Annotated in this window: 21 protein-coding genes and 1 pseudogene; 21 read left to right on the top strand and 1 reads right to left on the bottom strand. The window is 62.1% G+C overall.

Features of this window, described 5'->3' with window-relative positions; all coding sequences use genetic code 11:
• The 15 genes and pseudogenes from rsmH (at nucleotide 1) to lpxC (ending at nucleotide 17,337) form a co-directional block, all read left to right on the top strand.
• A pseudogene (gene rsmH, locus K5Q02_RS23970) lies at nucleotides 1-941 on the top strand (16S rRNA (cytosine(1402)-N(4))-methyltransferase RsmH).
• On the top strand, nucleotides 938-1,231 hold the full coding sequence (gene ftsL, locus K5Q02_RS23965) for a cell division protein FtsL (RefSeq protein WP_042554910.1): 294 nt from the start codon (nucleotides 938-940) through the stop codon (nucleotides 1,229-1,231). Before rsmH ends, ftsL begins: the two are co-directional and overlap by 4 nt.
• Complete coding sequence (locus K5Q02_RS23960) at nucleotides 1,231-2,967, top strand: peptidoglycan D,D-transpeptidase FtsI family protein (protein ID WP_225839868.1); 1,737 nt, start codon at nucleotides 1,231-1,233, stop codon at nucleotides 2,965-2,967. Before ftsL ends, K5Q02_RS23960 begins: the two co-directional genes overlap by 1 nt.
• Nucleotides 2,967-4,430 (top strand): UDP-N-acetylmuramoyl-L-alanyl-D-glutamate--2,6-diaminopimelate ligase, encoded by a 1,464-nt coding sequence (locus K5Q02_RS23955; protein ID WP_225835064.1) that lies wholly within the window; start codon nucleotides 2,967-2,969, stop codon nucleotides 4,428-4,430. The genes K5Q02_RS23960 and K5Q02_RS23955 overlap by 1 nt, the downstream gene beginning before the upstream one ends.
• A complete protein-coding gene (locus K5Q02_RS23950; protein WP_225835062.1) occupies nucleotides 4,423-5,802 on the top strand; it encodes a UDP-N-acetylmuramoyl-tripeptide--D-alanyl-D-alanine ligase in 1,380 nt (459 codons plus the stop codon). The genes K5Q02_RS23955 and K5Q02_RS23950 overlap by 8 nt, the downstream gene beginning before the upstream one ends.
• Complete coding sequence (gene mraY / locus K5Q02_RS23945; protein ID WP_225835060.1) at nucleotides 5,803-6,885, top strand: phospho-N-acetylmuramoyl-pentapeptide-transferase; 1,083 nt, start codon at nucleotides 5,803-5,805, stop codon at nucleotides 6,883-6,885.
• A 7-nt stretch (nucleotides 6,886-6,892) separates the two neighbouring features.
• Nucleotides 6,893-8,239 (top strand): UDP-N-acetylmuramoyl-L-alanine--D-glutamate ligase, encoded by a 1,347-nt coding sequence (gene murD / locus K5Q02_RS23940; protein WP_225835059.1) that lies wholly within the window; start codon nucleotides 6,893-6,895, stop codon nucleotides 8,237-8,239.
• Nucleotides 8,239-9,465, top strand: coding sequence for a putative lipid II flippase FtsW (gene ftsW, locus K5Q02_RS23935; protein ID WP_225835057.1), 1,227 nt, complete (start codon nucleotides 8,239-8,241; stop codon nucleotides 9,463-9,465). Before murD ends, ftsW begins: the two co-directional genes overlap by 1 nt.
• Nucleotides 9,455-10,525, top strand: coding sequence for an undecaprenyldiphospho-muramoylpentapeptide beta-N-acetylglucosaminyltransferase (gene murG / locus K5Q02_RS23930; protein WP_225835055.1), 1,071 nt, complete (start codon nucleotides 9,455-9,457; stop codon nucleotides 10,523-10,525). The genes ftsW and murG overlap by 11 nt, the downstream gene beginning before the upstream one ends.
• Nucleotides 10,526-10,559: 34 nt before the next feature.
• A complete protein-coding gene (gene murC, locus K5Q02_RS23925) occupies nucleotides 10,560-11,966 on the top strand; it encodes a UDP-N-acetylmuramate--L-alanine ligase (RefSeq protein ID WP_225839866.1) in 1,407 nt (468 codons plus the stop codon).
• Nucleotides 11,963-12,913, top strand: a complete 951-nt coding sequence (locus K5Q02_RS23920; RefSeq protein ID WP_225835054.1) for a D-alanine--D-alanine ligase — start codon at nucleotides 11,963-11,965, stop codon at nucleotides 12,911-12,913. Before murC ends, K5Q02_RS23920 begins: the two co-directional genes overlap by 4 nt.
• The gene (locus K5Q02_RS23915) at nucleotides 12,913-13,773 is read left to right on the top strand and encodes a cell division protein FtsQ/DivIB (protein WP_225839865.1); all 861 of its coding nucleotides are present in this window, start codon (nucleotides 12,913-12,915) and stop codon (nucleotides 13,771-13,773) included. Before K5Q02_RS23920 ends, K5Q02_RS23915 begins: the two co-directional genes overlap by 1 nt.
• Before the next feature lie 22 nt (nucleotides 13,774-13,795).
• Entirely contained in the window at nucleotides 13,796-15,043 is a 1,248-nt protein-coding gene (gene ftsA / locus K5Q02_RS23910; RefSeq protein ID WP_225835052.1) for a cell division protein FtsA, read from the top strand.
• Between the two features lie 79 nt (nucleotides 15,044-15,122).
• Nucleotides 15,123-16,313 carry a cell division protein FtsZ gene (gene ftsZ / locus K5Q02_RS23905; protein WP_225835047.1) on the top strand — a complete coding sequence of 397 codons (1,191 nt, stop codon included), beginning with the start codon at nucleotides 15,123-15,125 and terminating at the stop codon, nucleotides 16,311-16,313.
• A gap of 112 nt (nucleotides 16,314-16,425) precedes the next feature.
• On the top strand, nucleotides 16,426-17,337 hold the full coding sequence (gene lpxC, locus K5Q02_RS23900) for a UDP-3-O-acyl-N-acetylglucosamine deacetylase (RefSeq protein WP_225835044.1): 912 nt from the start codon (nucleotides 16,426-16,428) through the stop codon (nucleotides 17,335-17,337).
• A gap of 175 nt (nucleotides 17,338-17,512) precedes the next feature.
• On the opposite strand, the gene K5Q02_RS23895 is transcribed toward lpxC, so the two are convergent.
• Nucleotides 17,513-17,971, bottom strand: coding sequence for a DciA family protein (locus tag K5Q02_RS23895; protein WP_225835042.1), 459 nt, complete (start codon nucleotides 17,969-17,971; stop codon nucleotides 17,513-17,515).
• An 86-nt stretch (nucleotides 17,972-18,057) separates the two neighbouring features.
• Here K5Q02_RS23895 and K5Q02_RS23890 point away from each other — a divergent pair, with 86 nt between their 5' ends.
• The 6 genes from K5Q02_RS23890 (at nucleotide 18,058) to K5Q02_RS23865 (ending at nucleotide 26,109) form a co-directional block, all read left to right on the top strand.
• Nucleotides 18,058-18,984: a M23 family metallopeptidase gene (locus K5Q02_RS23890; RefSeq protein WP_225835040.1), complete on the top strand. Its 927-nt coding sequence runs from the start codon at nucleotides 18,058-18,060 to the stop codon at nucleotides 18,982-18,984.
• Between the two features lie 169 nt (nucleotides 18,985-19,153).
• A complete protein-coding gene (secA, locus tag K5Q02_RS23885) occupies nucleotides 19,154-21,892 on the top strand; it encodes a preprotein translocase subunit SecA (protein WP_225835038.1) in 2,739 nt (912 codons plus the stop codon).
• A gap of 247 nt (nucleotides 21,893-22,139) precedes the next feature.
• Nucleotides 22,140-23,357 (top strand): bifunctional glutamate N-acetyltransferase/amino-acid acetyltransferase ArgJ, encoded by a 1,218-nt coding sequence (gene argJ, locus K5Q02_RS23880; RefSeq protein ID WP_225835036.1) that lies wholly within the window; start codon nucleotides 22,140-22,142, stop codon nucleotides 23,355-23,357.
• Nucleotides 23,358-23,539: 182 nt separating this feature from the next.
• Nucleotides 23,540-24,166 carry a glutathione S-transferase family protein gene (locus K5Q02_RS23875; RefSeq protein ID WP_225835034.1) on the top strand — a complete coding sequence of 209 codons (627 nt, stop codon included), beginning with the start codon at nucleotides 23,540-23,542 and terminating at the stop codon, nucleotides 24,164-24,166.
• Between the two features lie 2 nt (nucleotides 24,167-24,168).
• Nucleotides 24,169-25,113, top strand: coding sequence for a Nudix family hydrolase (locus K5Q02_RS23870; protein ID WP_225835032.1), 945 nt, complete (start codon nucleotides 24,169-24,171; stop codon nucleotides 25,111-25,113).
• Between the two features lie 66 nt (nucleotides 25,114-25,179).
• Nucleotides 25,180-26,109 carry an AEC family transporter gene (locus K5Q02_RS23865; protein ID WP_225835030.1) on the top strand — a complete coding sequence of 310 codons (930 nt, stop codon included), beginning with the start codon at nucleotides 25,180-25,182 and terminating at the stop codon, nucleotides 26,107-26,109.
• Nucleotides 26,110-26,117 lie beyond the last annotated feature (8 nt).

The following is a 26,117-nucleotide window of genomic DNA, read 5'->3' as shown; positions in this document are numbered from 1 at the left end:
ATGACCTCTACCTTCCGCCATATCACTGTACTGCTCGAGGAGGCCGTCGAAGGCCTCTCGCTGCGTGCGGATGGCTGCTATGTGGACGGTACATTCGGGCGAGGGGGGCACAGCCGGCTGATCCTTGATCGGATCGGGCCAGGCGGTCGCTTGCTGGGGTTCGATAAGGACCTCTCGCAATCGCGACTGGAAATACGCTAGCGGCCGAAGACGGCCGCTTTGTCGTTGTGCAGAGAAGCTTTGCGGAACTTGCTGATGAGCTCGCTGTCCGCGATCTCGCCGGTAGGGCCAGTGGCGTGCTGCTGGATCTGGGTGTGTCGTCCCCGCAGTTGGACGACGCCGAACGCGGCTTCAGCTTCCTCAATGACGGCCCTCTGGACATGCGCATGGATCCGACGCGTGGCGTCAGTGCAGCGCAGTTCATTGCCACTGCCGATGCCGACGAAATCGCCCGGGTCTTCAAGGAATACGGCGAAGAGCGTTTTGCCAAGCGTATGGCTCGCGCGGTGGTAGCACGTCGTGCCGAGCAGCCGTTCGAGCGTACCGCCGATCTGGCTCAGGTACTGACCGTGGCCAATCCCGCCTGGGAGAAGGGCAAGAATCCGGCTACCCGAGCTTTCCAGGGCCTGCGCATTCACGTCAACAACGAGCTGGGTGACCTGGAACGTGGTCTCGATGCCGCGCTGGAAAGCCTGGAAGTTGGTGGTCGTCTGGTCGTGATCAGCTTTCACTCCCTGGAAGACCGCATCGTCAAATTGTTCATGCGTAAGCACGCCAAGGGCGAAATGGACAAATTGCCCCGCGACTTGCCGATCATTCCCAAGGCCTTCGAACCGCGCCTGAAGCTGATCGGCAAGCCGCAGTTTGCTTCCGAAGCCGAGCTCAAGGCCAACCCTCGCTCGCGCAGCGCCGTCATGCGTGTCGCGGAGAAGCTGCGATGAGCGGCGTGCTCGCCAAGCGTTTCCCCAAGGGCAGCCTGCTGATGCTGGTGCTCTTCGTTGCCGTGCTCGGCTCCGCGCTGGCAGTGTCCTACAGCGCGCATTGGAATCGTCAGTTGCTCAATGGCCTGTATGCCGAACTCAGCGTGCGCGACAAGGCGCAGGCTGAGTGGGGGCGGTTGATTCTTGAGCAAAGCACCTGGACCGCTCACAACCGTATCGAGACCCTGGCCAGCGAACAGCTGAAAATGCGCATCCCCGACGCTGCCGAAGTGCGCATGGTGGCGCCATGATGAAGCTCGAGGGAGCTCTCTACCCGTGGCGCTTCCGCCTGGTCATGCTGCTGCTGGCGGTGATGGTCGCGGCGATTGCTGCGCGGATCTTCGAGCTGCACGTATTCGACCATGACTTCCTCAAGGCCCATGGCGATGCGCGCAGCGTGCGGCACATTCCTATCCCGGCACACCGTGGCCTGATCACTGACCGCAATGGCGAGCCGCTGGCCGTCAGTACTCCGGTCACCACGCTGTGGGCCAATGGCAAGGAGCTGCAGGCCGGCAAGGCCCAGTGGCCGGTGCTCGCTGCCGCGCTTGGTCAAGAACCGAATGCCTTCGCCACGCGCCTGCAGGCCAATGCCGAGCGCGAGTTCATGTACCTGGTTCGTGGTCTGACCCCGGAGCAGGGCCAGCGCGTGCTTGACCTCAAGGTGCCGGGCGTTTACCCAATCGAAGAATTCCGCCGTTTCTACCCGGCCGGTGAAGTGACCGCCCATATGGTCGGCTTCACCGACATCGACGACCGCGGCCGCGAAGGTGTCGAGCTGGCGTTCGAGGATTGGCTGGCCGGCGTGCCTGGCAAGCGCCAGGTGCTCAAGGACAGGCGTGGTCGTCTGATCCGCGATGTTCAGGTTACTCAGAACGCCAAAGCCGGTAAGGCTCTGGCGCTTTCCATCGATCTGCGCCTGCAATACCTGGCTCACCGCGAGCTGCGCAATGCGCTGGTCGAGTTCGGCGCCAAGGCCGGTAGCCTGGTGATGGTCGACGTGAAGACCGGCGAAATCCTCGCCATGGTCAACCAGCCGACCTACAACCCGAACAACCGCCGCAATCTGCAGCCGGCCGCCATGCGCAACCGGGCGATGATCGATGTGTTCGAGCCTGGCTCGACCATGAAGCCGTTCTCCATGAGCGCCGCTCTGGAAACCGGGCGCTGGAAGCCTACCGACAAGGTCGATGTGCAGGGCGGTACGCTGCAGATTGGTCGTTACACCATCAAGGACGTGTCCCGTGCGCCGGAAGGCGTGCTCGACCTGACGGGTATTCTCATCAAGTCCAGTAACGTCGGCATGAGCAAGGTCGCCTTCGATATTGGCGGCGCAGCTATTTATGACGTCATGCAGCAAGTTGGCCTCGGCCAGGATACCGGTCTGAGCTTCCCGGGCGAGCGCGTCGGCAACCTGCCCAACCATCGCGAATGGCGCAAGGCAGAGACCGCGACCCTTTCCTACGGCTACGGGCTTTCGGTTACCGCAGTGCAGCTGGCGCATGCTTATGCCGTACTCGGTAACAGCGGCCGCAGCGTGCCGATGTCGCTGACCCGTACCGACCGCGTGCGCGACAGCGTGCAGGTGATCCCGGAAGACGTCGCCCACACCCTACAGGGCATGCTGCAACAAGTGATCGAAGCGCCAGGTGGCGTATTCCGCGCCCAGGTGCCGGGTTACCACGTGGCCGGCAAAAGCGGCACCGCACGCAAGACCGCCTCCGGCACCAAGGGCTATCAGGCCAATGCCTACCGTTCGCTGTTCGCCGGCTTCGCTCCAGCGAGCAACCCACGTATCGCCATCGCCGTGGTCATCGACGAGCCCAGCAAGAGCGGTTACTACGGCGGCCTGGTATCGGCGCCGGTGTTCAGCCGCGTCATGGCCGGCGGCCTGCGCCTGATGAACATCACCCCGGACAATCTGCCCGAGACCGCGGCGGCAAAAGCCGAAGCGCCGACGGCGACCAACAATGGAGGGCGCGGCTGATGCCCATGCCATTGAACCAGTTGTTGCCTCAGGCAAGCAGCGGCGTACTGATCCGTGAGCTGACCCTGGACAGCCGTCAGGTGCGTCCGGGCGATCTGTTCCTGGCCGTGCCCGGCACTCGTCAGGATGGCCGCGTGCACATTGCCGACGCGATTTCCCGTGGTGCTGCTGCGGTTGCCTACGAAATCGACGGTTCCCTGCCAATGACCGCCGAGAGCGCCGAGCTGGTCGCCATCAAGGGGCTGGCAGGGCAGTTGTCGGCGATTGCCGGACGCTTCTATGGCGAGCCGAGCCGTGGCCTGCACATGGTCGGCATCACCGGCACCAACGGTAAAACCAGCGTCAGCCAATTGCTGGCTCAGGCACTGGATCTGCTCGGCGAGCCTTGCGGCATCGTCGGCACCCTCGGCAACGGTTTCTATGGCGCCCTGGCTCAGGGGCTGCACACCACGCCCGATCCTATCGGCGTGCAGGCGACCCTGGCCGGGCTGAAGAAGAACGGTGCCCGGGCGATCGCCATGGAAGTATCGTCCCACGGTCTGCATCAAGGTCGTGTCGCCGCGCTGGACTTCGACGTGGCGGTGTTCACCAACCTGTCGCGCGATCACCTGGACTATCACGGCTCGATGGAGGCCTATCAGGCTGCCAAGTCGGCCCTGTTCGCCTGGCCGAGCCTGCGTAGCCGGGTGATCAATCTGGATGACGCCGTAGGTCGCAAACTGGCCGAGGAAGAGCGCGAGTCGCGCCTGATCGGTTACAGCCTGGAAAATCAAAGCGCCTACCTGTTCTGCCGCGACATCCATTTCGATGATCAGGGCGTGCGCGCCACATTGGTCACGCCGCGTGGCGAAGGCAGCCTGCGCAGCTCGTTGTTGGGGCGCTTCAACCTCAGCAATCTGCTGGCGGTGGTCGGTGCGCTGGTGGCCATGGACTACCCGCTGGACGAGATTCTCAAGACCCTGCCGCGTCTGCAGGGGCCGGTCGGGCGCATGCAGCGTCTGGGTGGTCAGCAGGCACCGCTGGTGGTGGTCGATTACGCCCACACCCCGGACGCCCTGGAAAAAGTACTGAGTGCGTTGCGCCCACATGTCACCGGTCGCCTGCTGTGCCTGTTCGGCTGCGGCGGTGATCGTGATCGCGGCAAGCGTCCGCTGATGGCCGAAGTCGTCGAGCGCCTGGCCGATGCCACGCTGGTTACCGACGACAATCCGCGCAGCGAGGCACCCGAGCAGATTTTCGAGGATATCCGTGGCGGTTTGCGCAGCGCGGATCAAGTGCGTTTCGTCCATGGTCGTGGCCGTGCCATCGCTGAACTGATCGGCGAAGCCGCAGTGGGCGACGTGGTGGTGCTGGCTGGCAAGGGCCACGAGGACTACCAGGAAATCGACGGCGTGCGTCAGCCGTTCTCCGATCTGCAGGAAGCGGCTCGCGCACTCGCGGCATGGGAGGCGGCACATGCTTAAGGCACTGCGTTTGAGCGAAGTGGCCGGGCCATTGAATGGCCGCCTGGTTGGCGAAGATCGCGCTTTCGATGCCGTCAGCACCGATAGCCGCAGCATCGTGCCGGGCCAATTGTTCATCGCCCTGAGCGGCCCGCGTTTCGACGGCCATGACTACCTGGCGCAGGTCGCTGCCAAGGGCGCCGTGGCTGCGCTGGTCGAGCGTGAAGTACCAGATGTTGCGCTGTCACAGCTGGTGGTTGGCGATACGACACTGGCACTTGGCCAACTGGCTGCATTGAATCGTCAGGCCTACGGCGGCCCGTTGGCGGCCGTGACCGGCTCCAGTGGCAAGACCACGGTCAAGGAAATGCTCGCCAGCATCCTGCGCGCTGCTTTCATGGATCTGGGCGGCACCGTGCTGGCCACCCGTGGCAACCTGAACAACCAACTTGGCGTGCCGTTGACCCTGCTGGAGCTGGCTCCAGAGCACAAGGGCGCGGTGATCGAACTCGGTGCTTCCGGTATTGGCGAGATCGCCTACACCGTCGGCCTGACTCAGCCTCACGTGGCGATCATTACCAACGCCGGTAGCGCTCATGTGGGTGAATTCGGTGGGCCCGAGAACATCGTGCTGGCCAAGGGTGAAATCCTTGAAGGGCTGGCCGAAGGTGGCGTCGCCGTGCTTAACCGCGATGACGTGGCCTTCGAGCGCTGGGTCAAGCGTGCGGCCGGGCGCCGGGTGCTGAGTTTTGCCCTGCGTGATGCATCTGCTGATTTCCATGCCAGCGAATTGAGCCGCGACCCTCGTGGGTGCTCGGCTTTCAGCCTGTATTGCCATGATGGCCAGGCGCGCGTGCAACTGAACCTGTTGGGTGAGCACAACGTCGCCAATGCCTTGGCTGCGGCCGCTGCCGCCCATGCCTTGGCGGTGCCGCTGGTAGCCATCAAGAACGGTCTCGAAAGCTTGCTGCCGGTCAAAGGGCGTGCCGTCGCGCAATTGGCGCAGAACGGCGCACGGGTGATTGACGATACCTACAACGCCAACCCGGCTTCGATCTGCGCTGCCATCGATATTCTTGCCGGTTTCTCCGGGCGCAAGGTACTGGCGCTGGGTGATATCGGTGAACTGGGCGAGTGGTCAGAGCAGGGGCACCGTGAGGTCGGCGAATATGCGCTCGGCAAGGTGGACGCTCTGTATGCAGTCGGGCCACAGATGAAACACGCCGTACAGGCTTTTGGTTCCGCTGGCCGGCACTTCGCCGACCAGGCCGCGCTGATCGATGCGGTACGCGCCGAGCCCGGCGACAGCACCATTCTAATTAAAGGTTCACGCAGCGCCGCGATGGAAAACGTCGTGGTCGCACTGTGTGGCGATAGCGGGGAGAGTCACTAAATGCTGCTGCTGCTGGCAGAGTATCTGCAACAGTTCCACAAGGGCTTCGCGGTCTTTCAGTACCTGACGCTGCGCGGGATTCTCGGCGTGCTCACGGCGCTGACACTGTCGCTGTTCCTGGGCCCCTGGATGATCCGTACCCTGCAAATTCGGCAGATCGGTCAGGCCGTGCGCAACGACGGCCCGCAGTCGCATCTGTCGAAAAAGGGTACGCCGACCATGGGCGGTGCGCTGATCCTTTCGGCAATCGCCGTCAGCACCCTGCTGTGGGCGGATTTGAGCAACCGCTACGTGTGGGTGGTACTGATCGTCACCCTGCTATTCGGCGCCATTGGCTGGGTCGATGATTACCGTAAGGTGATCGAGAAAGATTCGCGCGGCCTGCCGAGCCGCTGGAAATATTTCTGGCAGTCGGTATTCGGCCTGGGCGCGGCGATCTTCCTTTATATGACGGCGCAGACGCCGGTGGAAACCACCCTGATCGTGCCGTTGCTCAAGGATGTCAGCATCCCGCTGGGCATCGGTTTCGTGGTGCTGACCTATTTCGTCATCGTCGGCTCCAGCAATGCGGTGAACCTGACCGATGGCCTCGACGGCCTGGCCATTCTGCCGACCGTCATGGTCGGCGGCGCCCTGGGCATCTTCTGCTACCTGTCGGGCAACGTGAATTTCTCCGAATACCTGTTGATTCCCTATGTACCGGGCGCAGGCGAGCTGATCGTGTTCTGCGGCGCGCTGATCGGCGCCGGCCTCGGCTTCCTGTGGTTCAACACCTATCCGGCGCAGGTGTTCATGGGCGACGTCGGTGCGCTGGCGCTAGGCGCTGCACTGGGCACCATCGCGGTGATCGTGCGTCAGGAAATCGTGCTGTTCATCATGGGGGGCGTGTTCGTCATAGAAACCCTGTCGGTGATCATCCAGGTCGCCAGCTTCAAGCTGACCGGCAAGCGCGTGTTCCGCATGGCACCGATACATCACCACTTTGAATTGAAAGGCTGGCCCGAGCCGCGGGTCATCGTTCGTTTCTGGATCATCACCGTCATTCTGGTGCTGATCGGTCTTGCCACTTTGAAACTGCGTTGAGGAACGAATGAGCCTGATCGCTTCCGACCAATTCCGCATCGTTGTCGGCCTCGGCAAGAGCGGCATGTCCCTGGTGCGCTACCTCGCGCGCCAGGGCATGCGCTTTGCCGTGGTCGATACCCGTGCCAATCCGCCGGAGCTGAGCACCTTGCGTGAACAGTTCCCGCAGGTCGAAGTGCGGTGTGGCGAATTGGATGCGGAATTCCTTGGCCGTGCCAGCGAACTGCTGATCAGCCCCGGCCTGGCCGTGGCCACTCCTGCGTTGCAGGAAGCGGCGAAGCGTGGTGCCAAGCTGTCCGGTGACATCGATCTGTTCGCCCGCGCCGCCAAGGCCCCGATCATCGCCATCACTGGCTCCAACGCGAAGAGCACCGTGACCACTCTGGTCGGCGAGATGGCTGTAGCGGCCGGTCGCAAGGTCGCCGTGGGCGGCAACCTTGGCACGCCTGCGCTGGATCTGCTTGCCGATGACGTCGAGCTGTATGTGATCGAGCTGTCCAGCTTCCAGCTGGAAACCACTGAATTGCTCAACGCTGAAGTGGCTACCTGCCTGAATATCAGCGAAGACCATATGGATCGCTATGCCGATCTGCCGGCCTATCACCTGGCCAAGCACCGCGTGTTCCGTGGCGCGCGGCAAGTGGTGGTGAACCGGGACGACCCGCTGTCGCGGCCGATGATCGCCGAGCAGGTACCGTGCTGGAGCTTCGGCCTCGGTAAACCTGACTTCAAGCGCTTCGGTCTGCTCGAGGAAAATGGCGAGAAGTATCTGGCCTATCAGTTCGAGACACTGTTGCCGGTGCGCGAGCTGAAAATCCGCGGCGCGCATAACCAGTCCAATGCACTGGCCGCGTTGGCGCTCGGCCACGCTGTAGGGCTGCCGATGGATGCCATGCTCGATACCCTCAAGGGTTTCACTGGCTTGCCGCATCGCTGCCAGTGGGTCGGCGAGCGTGCAGGCGTGAGCTATTACGATGATTCCAAGGCCACCAACGTCGGTGCCGCCCTGGCGGCCATCGAAGGCCTGGGCGATGACATCGCCGGCAAGCTGGTGCTGATCGCCGGTGGCGACGGCAAAGGCGCCGACTTCTCCAGCCTGCGCAAACCGGTGGCGGCGCATTGCCGCGCCGTGGTGCTGCTTGGCCGTGATGCCGACAAGCTGGCTGCGGTGCTCGACGGCGCAGTGGACATCGTTCGTGTCGACAGCCTACAGGCGGCGGTCGAGCAAGCTGCAGCTATCGCACAAAATGGTGACGCGGTGCTGCTGTCGCCGGCTTGCGCGAGCCTCGACATGTTCAAGAACTTCGAAGAACGCGGGCGCTTGTTCGCCCAGGCCGTGGAGGCGTTCGTCTGATGCTGTCCTTCTTGCGCCCTTATCCGTCCCCGCTGTTCAGCCGCCGTGGCCTGGACATGGACTTCCCCATGCTCGCTGGCTGCCTGGCGCTGCTCGGTCTCGGCCTGGTGATGATCTCCTCGGCCTCCACCGAAGTGGCGGCGGTCAACACCGGCAGCCCGCTGTACTACATGATCCGCCACCTGGTGTACCTGGTGATCGGCCTTGGCGCCGCTGGTGTGGTGCTGATGATTCCACTGGCGACCTGGCAGCGCCACGGCTGGTTGTTGCTCCTGGCTGCGCTGGCGCTGCTGGTCATGGTGCTGGTGCCGGGTATTGGCCGTGAAGTGAACGGCGCACGGCGCTGGATCGGCTTCGGCGCCTTCAACATCCAGCCGTCGGAGATCGCCAAGGTCTTCGTGGTGATTTACCTCGCCGGTTACCTGGTGCGTCGCCAGGAAGAGGTGCGTGAGAGCTGGGCCGGTTTCTTCAAGCCGTTCGTGGTGTTGCTGCCGATGGCTTTTCTGCTGCTGCTGGAGCCTGACTTCGGCGCCACCGTGGTGATGATGGGCTCGGCGATGGCCATGTTGTTCCTCGGTGGCGTCGGCCTGCTGCGCTTTGGCCTGATGGTGGCCTTGGCCGTGGGCGCAGTCTTCGTGCTGGTGCAGACCCAGGAATACCGCCTGCAGCGTTTGATCACCTTCACCGACCCGTGGGCCGACCAATACGGTTCCGGCTACCAGTTGACCCAGGCACTGATCGCCTTCGGTCGCGGTGAGTGGCTGGGCGTGGGGCTCGGCAATAGCATCCAGAAGCAGTTTTACCTGCCTGAAGCACACACCGACTTCGTGTTCTCCGTACTGGCCGAGGAGCTTGGCCTGGTCGGCGCGCTGGCGACCGTCGGCCTGTTCGTGTTCGTCAGCGTGCGTGCCCTGTATATCGGGCTGTGGGCTGAGCGCGCCAAGCAATACTTCTCGGCCTATGTAGCCTTTGGCCTGGCCTTCCTGTGGATCGGCCAGTTCCTGATCAACATCGGTGTGAATATCGGCCTGCTGCCAACCAAAGGTCTGACGCTGCCGTTCCTCAGCTACGGCGGCAGCTCTCTGGTGATCTGCTGCGTGAGCCTGGCGCTGCTGCTGCGCATTGAGTGGGAAACGCGCAATCAGCTGGGCAACGAGGACGTCGAATTCGACGAGTCGGACTTCCCCGAGCCCGCTACCGGCAAGGAGGCTGCTCATGGCCGGTAATGTGCTGATCATGGCGGGCGGCACCGGGGGCCATGTGTTCCCGGCTCTGGCCTGCGCCCGTGAATTCCAGGCCCGCGGCTATCGCGTGCACTGGCTGGGCACGCCGCGCGGTATCGAGAACGAGCTGGTGCCGGCTGCCGGTCTGCCGCTGCATCTGATCAACGTCAGCGGGCTGCGTGGCAAGGGCAAGCTGTCGCTGCTCAAGGCGCCGTTGCAATTGCTCAAGGCGCTGTTCCAGGCGCGCAAGGTGGTGCGTGAGCTGCAGCCGGTGTGCGTGTTGGGCATGGGTGGTTATGTAACCGGCCCGGGCGGCCTGGCTGCGCGACTGGCCGGCGTGCCACTGATCATTCACGAACAGAATGCAGTGGCCGGTACCGCCAATCGCAGCCTGGTGGCATTCGCCAGCCGGGTCTGCGAGGCTTTCCCCGATACCTTCGCTGCGTCGGACAAGCGTCGTACCACCGGCAACCCGGTGCGCGAGGAACTGTTCCTGGAAACGCCCCGCGATTCGTTGACCGGTCGTCGCCCGCGTCTGCTGATTCTGGGTGGCAGCCTGGGCGCCGAACCACTGAACAAACTGCTGCCGGAGGCGCTGGCGCAGGTATCTGCCGAGCTGCGGCCGGAAGTCTTTCACCAGGCGGGCAAGCAGCACGCCACGGTGACTGGCGAACGTTACACCGCTGTGGGCGTCGAAGCGCAAGTCGCGCCGTTCATCAGCGACATGGCCCGCGCCTATGCCTGGGCCGACCTGGTGGTCTGCCGCTCCGGCGCGCTGACCGTCAGTGAACTGGCTGCTGCCGGTCTGCCGGCTTTCCTGGTGCCGTTGCCCCACGCGATCGACGATCACCAGACGCGCAATGCCAGCTATCTCGCGAAGGACGGTGCCGCCGTCCTTCTGCCACAACGCTCCACTGACGCTGCCGATCTGGCAGCGCAGCTGACCGAGGTCTTGATGCACCCCGAACGACTCAAAGAAATGGCCAGCACGGCACGTCGCCTGGCCAAGCCCGATGCCACCCGTAGTGTTGTTGATGTTTGCCTGGAGGTGGCCCGTGGCTAAGTCTCCCGCAGCGGTCAAGGCAGAAGTGCGGCGCATGCGCCGTATCCGCCGTATTCATTTCGTCGGTATCGGCGGCGCTGGCATGTGCGGCATCGCTGAAGTGCTGCTCAATCTCGGTTACGAAGTTTCCGGCTCCGACCTGAAAACCTCGCCGGTTACCGAGCGCCTGGAAAACTTCGGTGCCCATATCTTCATCGGTCACCGTGCCGAGAATGCCGAGAATGCCGACGTGCTGGTGGTTTCCAGCGCCATCAACACCTCCAATCCGGAAGTTGCTACCGCCCTGGAGCGACGCATTCCGGTGGTACCGCGTGCCGAGATGCTCGCCGAGCTGATGCGCTACCGTCACGGTATCGCCGTGGCCGGTACCCATGGCAAGACCACTACCACCAGCCTGCTCGCTTCGGTGTTCGCTGCCGGCGGCCTGGATCCAACCTTCGTGATCGGCGGGCGTCTGAACGCTGCCGGCACCAATGCGCAGCTCGGCACCAGTCGTTACCTGATCGCCGAAGCCGACGAGAGCGATGCAAGCTTCCTGCACCTGCAGCCCATGGTCTCGGTGGTCACCAACATCGACATGGATCACATGAGCACCTATGAGGGTGACTTCAATAAACTGAAAAAGACCTTCATCGAGTTTCTCCACAACCTGCCGTTCTACGGCCTGGCCGTGGTCTGCGTGGACGACCCGGTGGTACGCGAGATTCTCTCCCAGGTGGGTCGCCCGACCGTGACCTACGGTTTCAGCGAAGACGCCGACGTGCGCGCCATCAATGTGCGTCAGCAGGGCATGCAGACCTTCTTCACGGTGCTACGCCCGGACTGCGAGCCGCTCGACGTGTCGGTGAACATGCCCGGCAACCACAACGTGCTCAACTCCTTGGCGACCATTTGCATCGCCACCGACGAAGGCATCAGCGATGAGGCCATCGTGCAGGGGTTGTCGCAGTTCCAGGGCGTAGGGCGGCGCTTCCAGGTCTATGGCGAACTGCCGGTCGAAGGCGGCCAGGTAATGCTGGTCGACGATTATGGCCACCACCCGCGTGAAGTCGCAGCAGTGATCAAGGCCGTACGTGGCGGCTGGCCTGAGCGCCGATTGGTGATGGTCTACCAGCCGCACCGATTCAGCCGTACCCGTGACCTGTACGACGATTTCGTCCAGGTATTGGCCGATGCCAACGTGCTGTTGCTGATGGAAGTCTATCCGGCTGGCGAAGAACCGATTCCCGGTGCCGATAGCCGCCAGCTGTGCCACAGCATCCGTCAGCGTGGTCAGCTGGATCCCATTTATGTCGAGCGTGGTGCCGAACTGGCGCCGCTGATCAAGCCGCTGCTGCGTGCTGGCGACATCCTGCTTTGCCAGGGTGCCGGCGACATCGGCGGGGTTGCCCCACAACTGTTGAAAAGCCCGCTGTTCAGCGTGCAAGGTCAAGCGAAATGAGCGCCGAAACCCTGAAATCCCAACTGCCGGTTGCAGCCTTCGGCCGTGTGGCCGTGCTGTTCGGCGGCAAGAGCGCCGAGCGCGAAGTCTCGCTGAAGTCCGGCAACGCCGTGTTGTCTGCGCTGCAGAGCGCGGGCGTGGACGCCTTTGGCATCGACGTGGGTGATGATTTCCTCGAGCGCTTGCTTAGCGAGAAGGTTGATCGTGCCTTTATCGTGCTGCATGGCCGTGGCGGCGAAGACGGCAGCATGCAGGGCCTGCTCGAGTGCGCCGGCATTCCCTACACCGGTAGCGGCATCCTGGCCTCGGCACTGGCCATGGACAAGCTGCGCACCAAGCAGGTGTGGCAGAGCCTGGGTCTTTCCACGCCGCTTCATGCCGTGTTGGCTAGCGCCGAAGATTGCCGCCGTGCGGCTGCCGAGCTGGGCTTCCCGCTGATCGTCAAGCCGGCCCACGAAGGCTCCAGCATCGGCATGGCCAAAGTCACCGATGTCGAGGCGCTGATTGCCGCCTGGCAGGACGCTGCCTGCTACGACAGCCAGGTGTTGGTCGAACAATGGATCCACGGTCCCGAGTTCACCATCGCCATGCTGCGTGGCGAGGTATTGCCGCCCATCGCGCTGGGCACCTCGCACAGCTTTTATGACTACGATGCCAAGTACCTGGCCGATGATACCCAGTATCGAGTTCCCTGTGGCCTAGATGCCGACAAGGAAGCCGAACTCAAGGCGCTGACCGCCAAGGCCTGTGAGGCCGTAGGCACTCAGGGCTGGGCTCGCGCCGACGTGATGCAGGATGCCGAGGGGCGTTTCTGGCTGCTCGAGGTGAACACCGTACCGGGCATGACCGACCACAGCCTGGTGCCAATGGCTGCGCAGGCCGCCGGCTTGGACTTCCAGCAACTGGTGTTGGCGATTCTTGCCGATAGCGTCGAGGCCCGGGGGTAATCATGAGCGCCGTCTTGCGTCATCAGCCAGGTACCGCCCGAGCGCCTATGCGCGGCAAGGCCGTGCCGCGCGGCGCCAGCCGTCTGGTGGCGAAGGAGCCGATCAGCCTGCGTTTGCCACGGCCCAATTTCAGCCTGCTCAAACGTATTACCTGGCCGGTATTGCTGCTGGTGCTGGGGTTCGGCGCCTATGAGCTGTCGCTGCGCCTGCTGCCTTACGCGGATCGTCCGATCGCCAAGATCAGCGTCGAAGGCGACCTCAGCTACATCAGCCAGCAATCGGTGCAACAACGCATTGAACCTTTTGTCAGCGCGAGCTTCTTCAGTGTCGACCTTGTCGGTATGCGGCACGAGTTGGAGCAGATGCCATGGATCGCCCACGCCGAAGTGCGTCGCGTATGGCCCGATCAGGTGATGGTGCGTCTGGAAGAGCAACTGCCGATCGCCCGCTGGGGTGACGAGGCTCTGCTCAACAATCAAGGGCAGGCATTCGCGCCGAAAGAGCTGGCGCATTACGAGAATCTGCCACAGCTGTACGGCCCGAAGCGGGCCCAGCAACAAGTCATGCAGCAGTATCAGGTGTTGAGCCAGATGCTGCGACCAATGGGATTCACCGTGGCACGCCTGGAGTTGCGTGAGCGCGGCAGCTGGTTCCTGTCCACTGGGCAGGGCATCGAAGTGCTGCTTGGGCGCGACCATCTGGTGGAAAAAATACGTCGTTTCAGCGCCATCTACAGCAAGGCGCTGAAGGATCAGAAAGACAACATCGCGCGGATCGATCTGCGCTACGCCAACGGCCTTGCCGTTGCGTGGCACGAGCCGCAAGCACCCGTAGCGGTCGAACCCGCTGCGGTGCAGTGAATCAGGAGAGAAGGCAACAGTCATGGCAAACGTGCAGAGCGGCAAGATGATCGTCGGTCTCGACATCGGCACCTCCAAAGTGGTGGCGCTGGTGGGCGAGGTGACCGCTGATGGTCAGCTGGAAATCGTCGGCATCGGTACTCACCCGTCGCGCGGCCTGAAGAAGGGCGTGGTGGTCAATATCGAGTCCACGGTGGCCTCGATCCAGCGCGCGGTCGAAGAGGCTCAACTGATGGCGGGTTGCCGTATTCACTCGGCGTTCGTCGGTGTAGCTGGCAATCACATCCGTAGCCTCAACAGCCATGGCATCGTCGCCATCCGCGACCGTGAGGTCAGCAGTGCCGATCTGGAGCGTGTGCTCGACGCCGCTCAGGCCGTGGCCATTCCGGCAGATCAGCGTGTGTTGCACACCCTGCCGCAGGATTACGTGATTGATAACCAGGAAGGCGTTCGTGAGCCTCTGGGCATGTCCGGCGTGCGCCTGGAAGCCAAGGTACACGTGGTGACCTGCGCAGTTAATGCGGCGCAGAACATCGAGAAGTGCGTGCGCCGCTGCGGTCTGGAAGTCGACGACATCATCCTCGAGCAGCTCGCATCCGCGTATGCGGTGCTGACCGACGACGAGAAAGAGCTGGGCGTGTGCCTGGTCGACATCGGCGGTGGCACCACTGACATTTGCATCTTTACCGAAGGCGCGATTCGTCATACCGCGGTGATCCCGATCGCTGGCGATCAGGTCACCAACGACATTGCCATGGCGCTGCGTACGCCGACTCAGTACGCCGAAGAGATCAAGATCCGTTATGCCTGCGCCCTGGCCAAGCTGGCTGGCGCCGGCGAAACCATCAAGGTGCCGAGCGTGGGCGACCGTCCACCGCGCGACCTGTCGCGCCAGTCCCTGGCTGAAGTGGTCGAGCCGCGTTACGACGAGCTGTTCACTTTGATCCAGGCTGAACTGCGCCGCAGCGGCTACGAAGACCTGATTCCGGCTGGCATCGTGATGACCGGTGGCACGGCGAAGATGGAAGGCGCGATTGAGCTGGCCGAAGAAATCTTCCATATGCCGGTGCGCCTCGGCATGCCCCATAGCGTCAAGGGGCTCAGCGACGTGGTGCGCAATCCCATTTATTCAACAGGCGTTGGCCTGCTGTTGTACGGGCTGCGCAAGCAGTCCGACGACATTCCGATGCCCGGCAACGGTGGGTACGGCGATGATACGAAAACCCCGGTACTGGAGCGGCTTAAACGCTGGATCCAGGGCAATTTCTGATGTTGGGCGGCGCGTGCACGGGCGTGTGCGGCGTCATCAGCAGTAGGCGTTAAAAACTAGAAAGTACAGGAGAGAGACCATGTTTGAACTCGTAGACAACCTTCCGCAAAGCGCGGTTATCAAGGTCATCGGTGTCGGTGGTGGTGGTGGCAATGCCGTCAATCACATGGCCAAGAGCAACATCGAAGGCGTCGAATTCATCTGCGCCAACACCGATGCTCAGGCACTGAAGAACATCGGTGCTCGCACCATTCTGCAACTCGGCACAGGCGTAACCAAGGGCCTGGGCGCTGGCGCCAATCCGGAAGTCGGCCGTCAGGCGGCTCTGGAAGACCGTGAGCGTATTGCCGAAGTGCTGCAGGGCTGTGACATGGTTTTCATCACCACCGGCATGGGCGGTGGTACCGGTACTGGTGCTGCGCCAGTGATCGCCGAAGTAGCCAAGGAAATGGGCATCCTTACCGTTGCGGTAGTGACCCGTCCGTTCCCGTTCGAAGGCCGTAAGCGTATGCAGATCGCTGACGAAGGCATTCGCTTGTTGTCGGAAAGCGTCGATTCGCTGATCACGATCCCCAACGAAAAACTGCTGACCATCCTTGGCAAAGACGCCAGCCTGCTGTCCGCCTTCTCCAAGGCCGATGATGTGCTGTCCGGCGCCGTACGTGGCATCTCCGACATCATCAAGCGTCCGGGCATGATCAACGTCGACTTCGCCGACGTGAAAACCGTGATGAGCGAAATGGGTATGGCGATGATGGGCACTGGCTGCGCCAGCGATCCTAACCGTGCTCGTGAAGCCACCGAAGCGGCGATTCGCAACCCGTTGCTGGAAGACGTCAACCTGCAGGGCGCTCGCGGCATCCTGGTGAACATCACCGCCGGCCCGGATCTGTCCCTGGGTGAGTACTCTGACGTGGGTAACATCATTGAACAATTCGCTTCCGAGCACGCGACCGTCAAGGTTGGCACCGTGATCGATCCGGATATGCGTGACGAGCTGCACGTGACCGTGGTTGCCACTGGCCTGGGTGCGCGTATCGAGAAGCCGGTCAAGGTCATCGACAACACCGTTCAGGTCGCTGCCGCTCAGTCGGCTGCGCCCGTAGCTGCCCCGATTCGTGGTGAGCAGAATGTTAATTACAAGGATTACGAGCGCCCGACCGTACAGCGTCAGAGCCATGGTGGTGCAGCTACTGCGGCGAAGCTGAATCCTCAGGATGATCTGGATTATCTGGACATTCCGGCATTTCTGCGTCGTCAGGCGGATTGATGAAATCTATCAGGAGCATAAGGGTGATTGGTGTTCAGCAAAGGTCGGTTCTGCTATTATTGCCAGCCTTTGTTGAAAACAATTCGCACTTAGCGCTATAGCGGCCAGAGCCATGATCAGACAACGCACCCTGAAGAACATCATCCGCGCCACGGGTATCGGCCTGCACTCCGGGGAGAAGGTTTACCTGACCCTGAAGCCGGCTCCGGTGGACACCGGCATCGTGTTCCGTCGTACCGACCTCGACCCTGTAGTGGAGGTTGTCGGTTACGCCCTGAACGTCGGTGAAACCACCATGTCGACCACGTTGGTCAATGGTGATGTCAAGGTGGATACGGTAGAGCACCTGCTTTCGGCCATGGCTGGCCTGGGCATCGATAACGCCTACGTCGAGCTCTCTGCATGTGAAGTGCCGATCATGGATGGCAGTGCTGGGCCCTTTGTTTTCCTGATTCAGTCGGCTGGCCTGCAAGAGCAGGACGCGCCGAAGAAGTTCATCCGCATCACCCGTGAAGTGACCGTGACGGAAGGCGACAAGCGCGCCACTTTCATTCCGTTCGAAGGCTTCAAGGTGAGCTTCGAGATCGATTTCGACCACCCGGTGTTCCACGACCGTACCAAGACCGCGAGTGTGGATTTTTCCAGCACCTCGTTCGTCAAGGAAGTCAGCCGTGCCCGCACGTTCGGTTTCATGCGTGATATCGAATTCCTGCGTTCGCACAACCTGGCACGCGGCGGTAGCGTGGACAACGCCATCGTGGTGGACGAGTTTGGTGTGCTCAACGAAGACGGCCTGCGGTACGAGGACGAATTCGTCAGGCACAAGATTCTCGATGCGATTGGTGACCTTTATCTGCTTGGTAACAGTTTGATCGGTGAGTTCCGCGGCTACAAATCTGGCCACGGCTTGAACAATCGCCTGCTGCGCGCCTTGATCGCACAGCCGGACGCTTGGGAAGTGGTGACTTTCGAAGACGCCGAGGCTGCACCGATTTCTTACATGCGCCCAGCAGCGGCAATGTAAGACACTCTCCTTGCTTTATCTTTAAGGCCACCCTCGGGTGGCCTTTTTTATGCCCGTATTTCTATCGTGCACGCAGGTTCGGTTTGCAGCATTCAGGGCTGCAGCGGCTATCAGTTTGAGAGAGGTGACATTTTTCCGGCGAGTATCAACTGCTGCGGTAACAGCTTGATGAGCTTTACGAATCGCTGCGCCGGCGGTGATTGGCAAGGCGCTCCAGGGCTTCCCGCAGACGGGGATCGGTGACGCCTGCAGCGGTTTCCTGAATGTTATCTGCGGCGCTGTCTGAGAGCTCGAAGGGCTGAGTGGGCTCACGCCTTTCGGCGGTAGGAGGTTGCACCTTGAAGAGTATTTTCGTTAAGGTCGCGAACGTTTCGAGCGCCTGCAACTGCCTTTGCAGGCGTCGCTGTTGATAACGCAGCCGGGTGGCCCAGTGGCCGTCGGTGACGATTAAAAGCAGACAGCCTTCTCGCCAGGACGCCACATGGCAATGTTCCCGGGCGGCTGGTTGTAGCTGGCTTTCCAGCAACTGCTGCAGGTGATCAATCCGCTGAGCCTGATTGAACAGGGCTTTCAGGGGTTTCGCCTCGCGCATCAGTGCAGCGGGAGCCTTGGCCGGCAAGGGACGAAAACTCATGGCGGAGCGCCTGCAACTTTGTGGGCCGTCATGTTAGCAGAACCTTGCTGAGCGCTTGGGTTCCACTTTTTTTACATGGGGATGTCATGCACATCATTTTTCTCAGTCGACGCCACGGTGCGGCGCGTTCGCTCAGTCTCGATCTGCGCTGGCTGGCGATCGGCCTGGCGCTGTTGGTCGCGTTGGCGGTTGGCGGAGGTGCCGCTGTCGGCGCCTGGCTGGCACCGAAGACGACAGGGCTGCCGGAAAGCGTCGAAATCACTCAGGCACTCGATGCCCAGCGTGACGAAGTGGGCGCGGTGCGTATCGATGCGCAGCGTCAACTGGATGCGTTCGCCGCCCACGTCGCCGAGTTGCAGGCCCGACTGACTCGTCTCGATGCTCTCGGTGAACGCCTTACCGAGCTGGCGGAGCTGGACGCCAGTGAGTTCGACTTCTCCCTGGGTGTCGGTCAGGGCGGTCTCGAGGAACTGGTCGATGGCGCGGCCTATGCCCCGCCGCCTTTCATGAGTACTCTCGATGAACTGGCGCTGCGCATGGACAGCCGCGAGCAGCAGCTCGAAGTGCTGGAGCAACTGCTGGCAGATCGGCGTATTGACGAAGCCGTGATGCTGTCGGGGCATCCGGTATTGCAGGGTTATGTGTCGTCGCCTTTCGGTCGCCGTGTCGACCCTCTGACTGGCCGTGCCAGCGTACACAAAGGCGTGGATTTTGCTGCCAAAGCTGGCAGTGATGTGGTTGCGGTCGGAGCTGGTGTGGTGACTTTTGCCGGGCGCCGTAACGGCTATGGCAACACCGTGGAAATCAGCCATGCCGATGGCTACGTCACCCTGTATGCACACAATCGCAGCAATCGTGTGCAGGTCGGTGATCTGGTTCAGCGTGGTCAGGCCATCGCAACGGTGGGCAGTACCGGGCGCTCGACCGGTAATCACGTTCACTTCGAAGTCAGTCGTAACGGGCAAGTGGTCAATCCGCACAATTACATTGCGCGAGTCAGCGACGGCGAATGAAGCGCACGGCCGCTGGCCGTCTCGTACATCGCCGATGGCCCTGTGCCAATAACGCCGCTTTCCTCAATTCCGTTTCCGGGTAGAATGCCCCCTTCTCACGCAGCCATAAGGGCTGCATGGGCGACTCACGGGGCCGCCCTCCATCCATAGCGTGGAAGATCCTGTCGATATGTTTGCGCCTTTGTTGAAAAAACTCTTTGGAAGCAAGAACGAGCGTGAGGTCAAGCGCCTGCTCAAGGCGGTTCAGGCCGTCAATGCATTCGAGGAGCAGATGCTCGCTCTCTCCGACGAGCAACTGCGCGCCAAAACCGAAGAATTCAAGGCCCGCCTGGCCAAAGGCGAAACCCTGGATCAACTGTTGTCCGAAGCTTTCGCCGTTGCTCGCGAGGCCGGCAAGCGTGTGATGGGTATGCGCCACTTCGACGTTCAGTTGATCGGCGGCATGACCCTGCACGAAGGCAAGATCGCCGAGATGCGTACCGGTGAGGGCAAGACCCTGGTCGGCACCCTGGCCGTCTACCTCAATGCTCTGGAAGGCAAAGGCGTGCACGTGGTCACGGTCAACGACTACCTGGCTCGCCGTGACGCCAACTGGATGCGTCCGCTGTACGAATTCCTTGGTCTGTCGGTCGGTATCGTCACCCCGTTCATGCCCCCGGACGAGAAGCGCGCTGCCTACGCCGCCGACATCACCTACGGTACCAACAACGAATTCGGTTTCGACTACCTGCGCGACAACATGGCGTTCAGCGTGGAAGAGAAATTCCAGCGCGAGCTGAATTTCGCCGTGATCGACGAAGTCGACTCGATCCTCATTGACGAAGCGCGTACCCCGCTGATCATCTCCGGCCAGGCCGAAGACAGCTCCAAGATGTACACCGAGATCAACAAGCTGATTCCTCGCCTCAAGCTGCACATCGAGGAAGAAGAGGGCGTGGTCACTCAGGAAGGCCATTACAAGGTCGACGAGAAGAGCCGCCAGGTCGAACTCAACGAGGAAGGTCATCAGGTCATCGAAGACATGCTGACCCAGGCCGGTCTGCTGGCCGAGGGCGAGAGCCTCTATTCGGCGCACAACCTCGGTCTGCTGACTCACGTGTATGCCGGCCTGCGCGCTCACACCCTGTTCCAGCGCAACGTCGAGTACATCGTACAGAACGGTCAGATCATTCTGATCGACGAGCACACTGGCCGTACCATGCAAGGCCGTCGTCTGTCCGAAGGCTTGCACCAGGCCATCGAAGCGAAGGAAGGCGTGAACATCCAGGCTGAAAGCCAGACCCTGGCTTCGACCACCTTCCAGAACTACTTCCGCCTGTACAACAAGCTGGCGGGGATGACCGGTACCGCTGATACCGAAGCCTTCGAATTCCACCAGATCTATGGTCTGGACGTGATGGTAATTCCGACCAACAAGCCCGTTTCCCGTAAGGACTTCAACGACCTGGTCTATCTGACTCAGGAAGAGAAGTACGCGGCGATCATCAACGACATCAAGGAATGCCAGGCCCAGGGCCGGCCAATCCTGGTCGGTACCGCGACCATCGAAACGTCCGAGTACGTTTCGCGGTTGCTGGAGCAGGAAGGCATCGAGCACAAGGTGCTCAACGCCAAATTCCACGAGAAGGAAGCCGAGATCATTGCCCAGGCCGGTCGCCCAGGCGCGCTGACCATCGCTACCAACATGGCCGGTCGTGGTACCGACATCCTGTTGGGCGGCAACTGGGAAGTTGAAGTCGCGGCACTGGAGAACCCTACTGCCGAGCAGATTGCGCAGATCAAGGCCGACTGGCAGAAGCGTCACCAGCAAGTGCTGGAGTCCGGCGGCCTGCACGTGATCGCGTCCGAGCGTCACGAATCGCGTCGTATCGACAACCAGCTGCGTGGCCGATCCGGTCGCCAGGGTGATGCCGGCTCCAGTCGTTTCTACCTGTCGCTGGAAGACAGCCTGATGCGTATCTTCGCTTCTGATCGGGTGAAGAACTTCATGAAGGCGCTGGGCATGCAGGCTGGTGAGGCCATCGAGCATCGCATGGTCTCCAATGCCATCGAGAAGGCGCAGCGTAAGGTCGAGGGCCGCAACTTCGATATGCGTAAGCAGTTGCTCGAATTCGACGACGTGGCGAACGAGCAGCGCAAGGTGATCTACCACATGCGCAACACCTTGTTGACCGCTGACAACGTCGGCGAAACCATCGAGGATTTCCGCAGGGAAGTGTTGGACAACACTGTCAACGCGCACATGCCACCGCAGTCGCTGCCTGAGCAGTGGGACATCGCCGGTCTGGAAGAGGCGCTTTACGCAGGCTTCAACCTGCGTCTGCCGATCCAGCAATGGCTCGACGAAGACGACAAGCTGTACGAAGACACGCTGCGCGAGCGCATCCTCAAGGAGCTGATCGAGGCCTACAACGAGAAGGAAACACAGGCCAGCGCCGAAGCCCTGCGTACTTTCGAGAAACAGATTCTGCTGCGTGTACTCGACGACCTGTGGAAAGATCACCTGTCGACCATGGATCACCTGCGTCACGGTATTCACCTGCGCGGCTACGCCCAGAAGAACCCGAAGCAGGAATACAAGCGCGAGTCCTTCACCCTGTTCCAGGAACTGCTGGATTCCATCAAGCGCGATGCCATCCGCGTGCTTTCGCACGTTCAGGTTCGCCGCGAAGATCCGGTCGAAGAAGAAGCCCGCCTGCGTCGTGATGCCGAAGCTCTGGCCCAGCGCATGCAGTTCCAGCACGATGAAGTGTCTGCACTTCAGGAGCCTGAAGCCGAAGTGCAGGACGGCGGCGATGTAGCCGTTGCCACTGCCCCGGTGCGTGCCGAGCAGAAGATCGGTCGCAACGAGCTCTGCCCGTGCGGTTCCGGCAAGAAGTACAAGCACTGCCACGGTCAGGTCAACTGAGAACCTGCCCACGACTAGCTACGCGTCGGCCCTGCAGCGTTGAAAACAGGCTCGGACTGCTCATGTACAAAAGTACACTCCGCGTCCTCGCCTGTTTTCGCCTTGCATGGCTCTAGCTCGCAAGGTCGTGAACTGGTTCTGATCCTGAGCTGGCTGTAACGTCCAAACGCCGCGAAGGGTCTACCCCTTCGCGGCGTTTTCGCATCGAACATACTGTGCAATTTCACCTAATTCGAGGAGCTTCCCCATGGCTGTTGGTCTTGGCCCGCTGTCTACCCTGCACCCGGTTCCAGGTTTCGAACTGGGCATTGCCTCCGCCGGCATCAAGCGCCCAGGGCGCAAGGATGTGGTGGTGATGCGCTGTGCCGAAGGCAGCAGCGTGGCAGGTGTGTTCACCCTCAACGCGTTCTGCGCGGCGCCGGTGATCCTGGCCAAGAAGCGCGCCTCTGGCAGTGTCCGCTACCTGCTCACCAATACCGGCAACGCCAATGCCGGCACCGGCGAGCCGGGCCTGCAGAACGCCATGCGCGCCTGCGCCAGTCTGGCCAGCCTGGCCGGTGTGGACGAAAGCGAAGTGTTGCCGTTCTCCACCGGGGTGATCGGTGAGCCGCTGCCGGTGGAAAAGATCGAGGGCGCGCTGCAGGCCGCTCTGGACGACCTCTCGGTGAACAACTGGGCAGAAGCCGCTACCGGCATCATGACCACCGATACCCTGCCCAAGGGGGCCAGCCGCCAGTTCAGCCATGAAGGCGTGACGGTCACCGTCACCGGCATCAGTAAGGGCGCCGGCATGATCAAACCGAACATGGCCACCATGCTCGGCTACATCGCCACCGACGCCAAGGTCGCCCAGGGTGTGCTGCAGGATCTGCTGCGTGATGCGGCGAACAAGTCGTTCAACCGCATCACCATCGACGGCGACACCTCCACCAACGACTGCTGCATGCTGATCGCCACCGGCCAGGCGGCGCTGCCGGAAATCACCCAGGCCAGCGGTGCGCTGTTTGCGGCGCTCAAGCAGGCGGTGTTCGAGGTGTGCATGGACGTGGCCCAGGCCATCGTGCGTGATGGTGAAGGCGCGACCAAGTTCGTCACCGTGCAGGTTAACGGTGGGGCGACGCATCAGGAGTGTCTGGATGTTGGCTATGCGGTGGCCCATTCGCCGCTGATCAAGACCGCGCTGTTCGCTTCCGACCCCAACTGGGGGCGCATCCTCGCTGCTGTCGGCCGTGCCGGTGTGGCGCAGCTCGATGTCAGCAAGATCGACGTGTTCCTCGGTGATGTGTGCATCGCCAGCAAGGGTTGCCGGGCCAGCAGCTACACCGAAGAGCAGGGCTCGGCGGTGATGGCCGAAGAGGAAATCACCATCCGCATCGAGCTAGGCCGCGGCACCTGCAGCGAGACGATCTGGACTACCGATCTGTCGCATGAGTACGTGAAGATCAACGCCGAATACCGTACCTGAGATACGGCATTCACAGGCTTCGCGCGGATCGGTGATCCGCACCTGCTTGCCGTTCGAGGCTTGCAGTCAGTAGCTGGCGCTCATTCCGCTCGCTCATGGGGCCATGCGCGAGCGGAATTTGCCTTAACGGCAGGTAGCGGCGAAGCTGTCGCTCTGTTTCTTCTGACCGCCGGAGTGCGCGCATGCCGCTGCAATTGCTGATAGGCAACAAGAACTACTCGTCCTGGTCGCTACGCGGCTGGTTGCTGGCCGAACTCAGTGGCGCGGACTATCAGGAAACCCTGGTGCCGCTGTTCCGTGCCGATACCCACGCGCGTTTGCTAGCCCACTCGCCGACCGCCAAGGTGCCGGTGCTCAAGACCGACGACGCTGGGGTGATCTGGGATTCCCTGGCCATCGCCGAGTACCTGGCCGAGCGCTTTCCCGAGGCTGAGATGTGGCCGCGTGATGTAGCGGCTCGCGCCATGGCGCGTTCCGCCTGTGCAGAAATGCACAGTGGTTTCGGCGCGTTGCGCAGCCATATGCCCATGGACATGCAGCGCAATACGCCGCTGGCCAGCATTGCCGATGACGTGCAGAACGATATCCAGCGCATCATCGCCTTGTGGGCAGCCTGTCGTCAGCGTTTTGGCCAGAGTGGCCCGTATCTGTTCGGTGAGCTGAGCATTGCTGACGCCTATTTCGCGCCGGTGGCCAGCCGCCTGCGCAGCTATGCCGTGCAACTGCCGGAAGATGCCGCGGCCTATGTGGAAACCATTTTTCAGTGGCCGGCGTTCCAGCGCTGGTTGCAGGCAGCCTTGAAGGAGTGAACGTGAAGCGCGTGCATGTAGCGGCAGCGGTGATTCGTGGTGAGGATGGTCGCATCCTCATCGCCAGGCGTCCCGACGACAAGCATCAGGGCGGACTCTGGGAGTTCCCGGGTGGCAAGGTCGAGGAGGGCGAGGCTGTGCTGGCTGCGTTGTCCCGCGAGTTGCAGGAAGAGCTGGGGATTCGCCCAGAAAGCGCGCGACCACTGATCCAGGTGCGCCACGACTATGCCGACAAGCACGTGCTGCTCGACGTCTGGGAGGTAAGCCGTTTCAGTGGCGAGCCACACGGCGCCGAAGGTCAGCCGCTGGCCTGGGTGAGTGCCCGGCAGTTGGGCGACTACGATTTTCCGGCCGCCAATCGGCCGATCGTTGCGGCCGCCCGTTTGCCCGAACATTACCTGATTACCCCGGACGGTCTGGATGGGCCCGAGCTGCTGGCGGGCATTCGCGCGGCCATTGGCCGTGGCGCGCGGCTGATCCAGTTGCGTGCCCCGGCGATGTTCGACGCCCAGTACCGCGATCTCGCCGTGGATATTCAGGGCCTGTGTGCGGGCAAGGCGCAGTTGATGCTCAAGGGGCCGCTGGAGTGGCTTGGCGATTTTCCCGCTGCCGGCTGGCACCTGACGGCTGAGCAGTTGCGCAAGTACGCCGCCAAAGGGCGTCCACTGGCGGCTGAGCGCTGGCTGGCGGCGTCCTGCCACAGTGCCGAGGAGCTGCAGCTGGCGGCACAGATCGGCGCCGATTTCGTCACCCTGTCGCCACTGCAGGCGACCCAGAGCCATCCCGATGCGCAGCCCCTGGGCTGGGAGCAGGCTACCGAGCTGCTGCAGGGCTCCAACCAGCCCTGCTACCTGCTCGGTGGTGTCGGCCCGCAACACAGCGAGCAGGCCTGGCAAGCTGGCGCGCAGGGCGTTGCTGGAATTCGCGCTTTCTGGCCTGAGCAATAACCACGATCTGCTGCCTGTTTCGGGCGGCAGTACGTTTTTCCGTTTTCGCTGAGAGTTCTCCGGCCCATGGCCTCGGTCTTCAATGTCATCCTGCCGGTCTTCGCGCTGATCCTTGCCGGCTTCGCCTGTCGGCGGCTGGGCCTGCTTGGCGCCACAGCTGCATCCGAAATCAACCGCATGGTGGTCTGGCTGTGCCTGCCGGCGTTGCTCTTCGAGGCGATGGCGACGGTTGTCTGGGAGGAAATCTGGCAGCCGGGGTTCATCCTCGCTTATGGCATCGCTACTCTGGGCATCTTTGTCGTGGTGCTGCTGTGGCGCCTGCGTCGTACTGGTAGCCTGGCCGATGCCAGCGTGCAGGGGCTGAGCGCTTCCTACGCGAATACCGGATACATGGGCATCCCGCTGTGTCTGCTGGTGTTCGGCGACGCGGGCATGGAGCCGGCGCTGATTGCCTGCCTGATCGTCATCTGTGTGCTGTTCGCCCTGGCGGTGGTATGCATCGAAGTCGGCCTGCAGAACGAGAAGAGCGTGCTGCTGGCGGTGCGCAAGGTCTTCATTGCGTTGCTGAAGAACCCTATCGTCATGGCACCGTTGCTCGGTGCGCTCTGGGCGGCGACGGCGCAGCCGCTGCCGGGGCCGCTGCACCAGTTTCTCAAGTTGCTTGCCGCCGCTACCGGCCCCTGTGCATTGATCGCTTTGGGGCTGTTTCTGGCGCAGCGGCATGACGGAGTGAAGGAGCGCGGTACCGGGCTGGTGCTGATCAAGTTGCTCGCTCATCCGCTGATTACCTGGGTGCTCGCCGTCTACGTCTTTCGCCTGCCACCGATGTGGGCCCATGCGGCCTTACTGCTCAGCGCGCTGCCCACCGGCACCGGGCCATTCATGCTTGCCGAGTTCTACCGGCGCGAAGGCACTCAGGTGTCGAGCACCATTCTGTTGTCGACCCTGGGGTCGCTGGTGACGCTGTCGATCTGTCTGTACCTGATCGCCCCCTGATAACCGCG

It is taken from the genome of Pseudomonas sp. MM211, assembly GCF_020386635.1.
GTDB lineage: Bacteria > Pseudomonadota > Gammaproteobacteria > Pseudomonadales > Pseudomonadaceae > Aquipseudomonas.
This window is presented reverse-complemented; position numbering and strand designations above follow the sequence as displayed.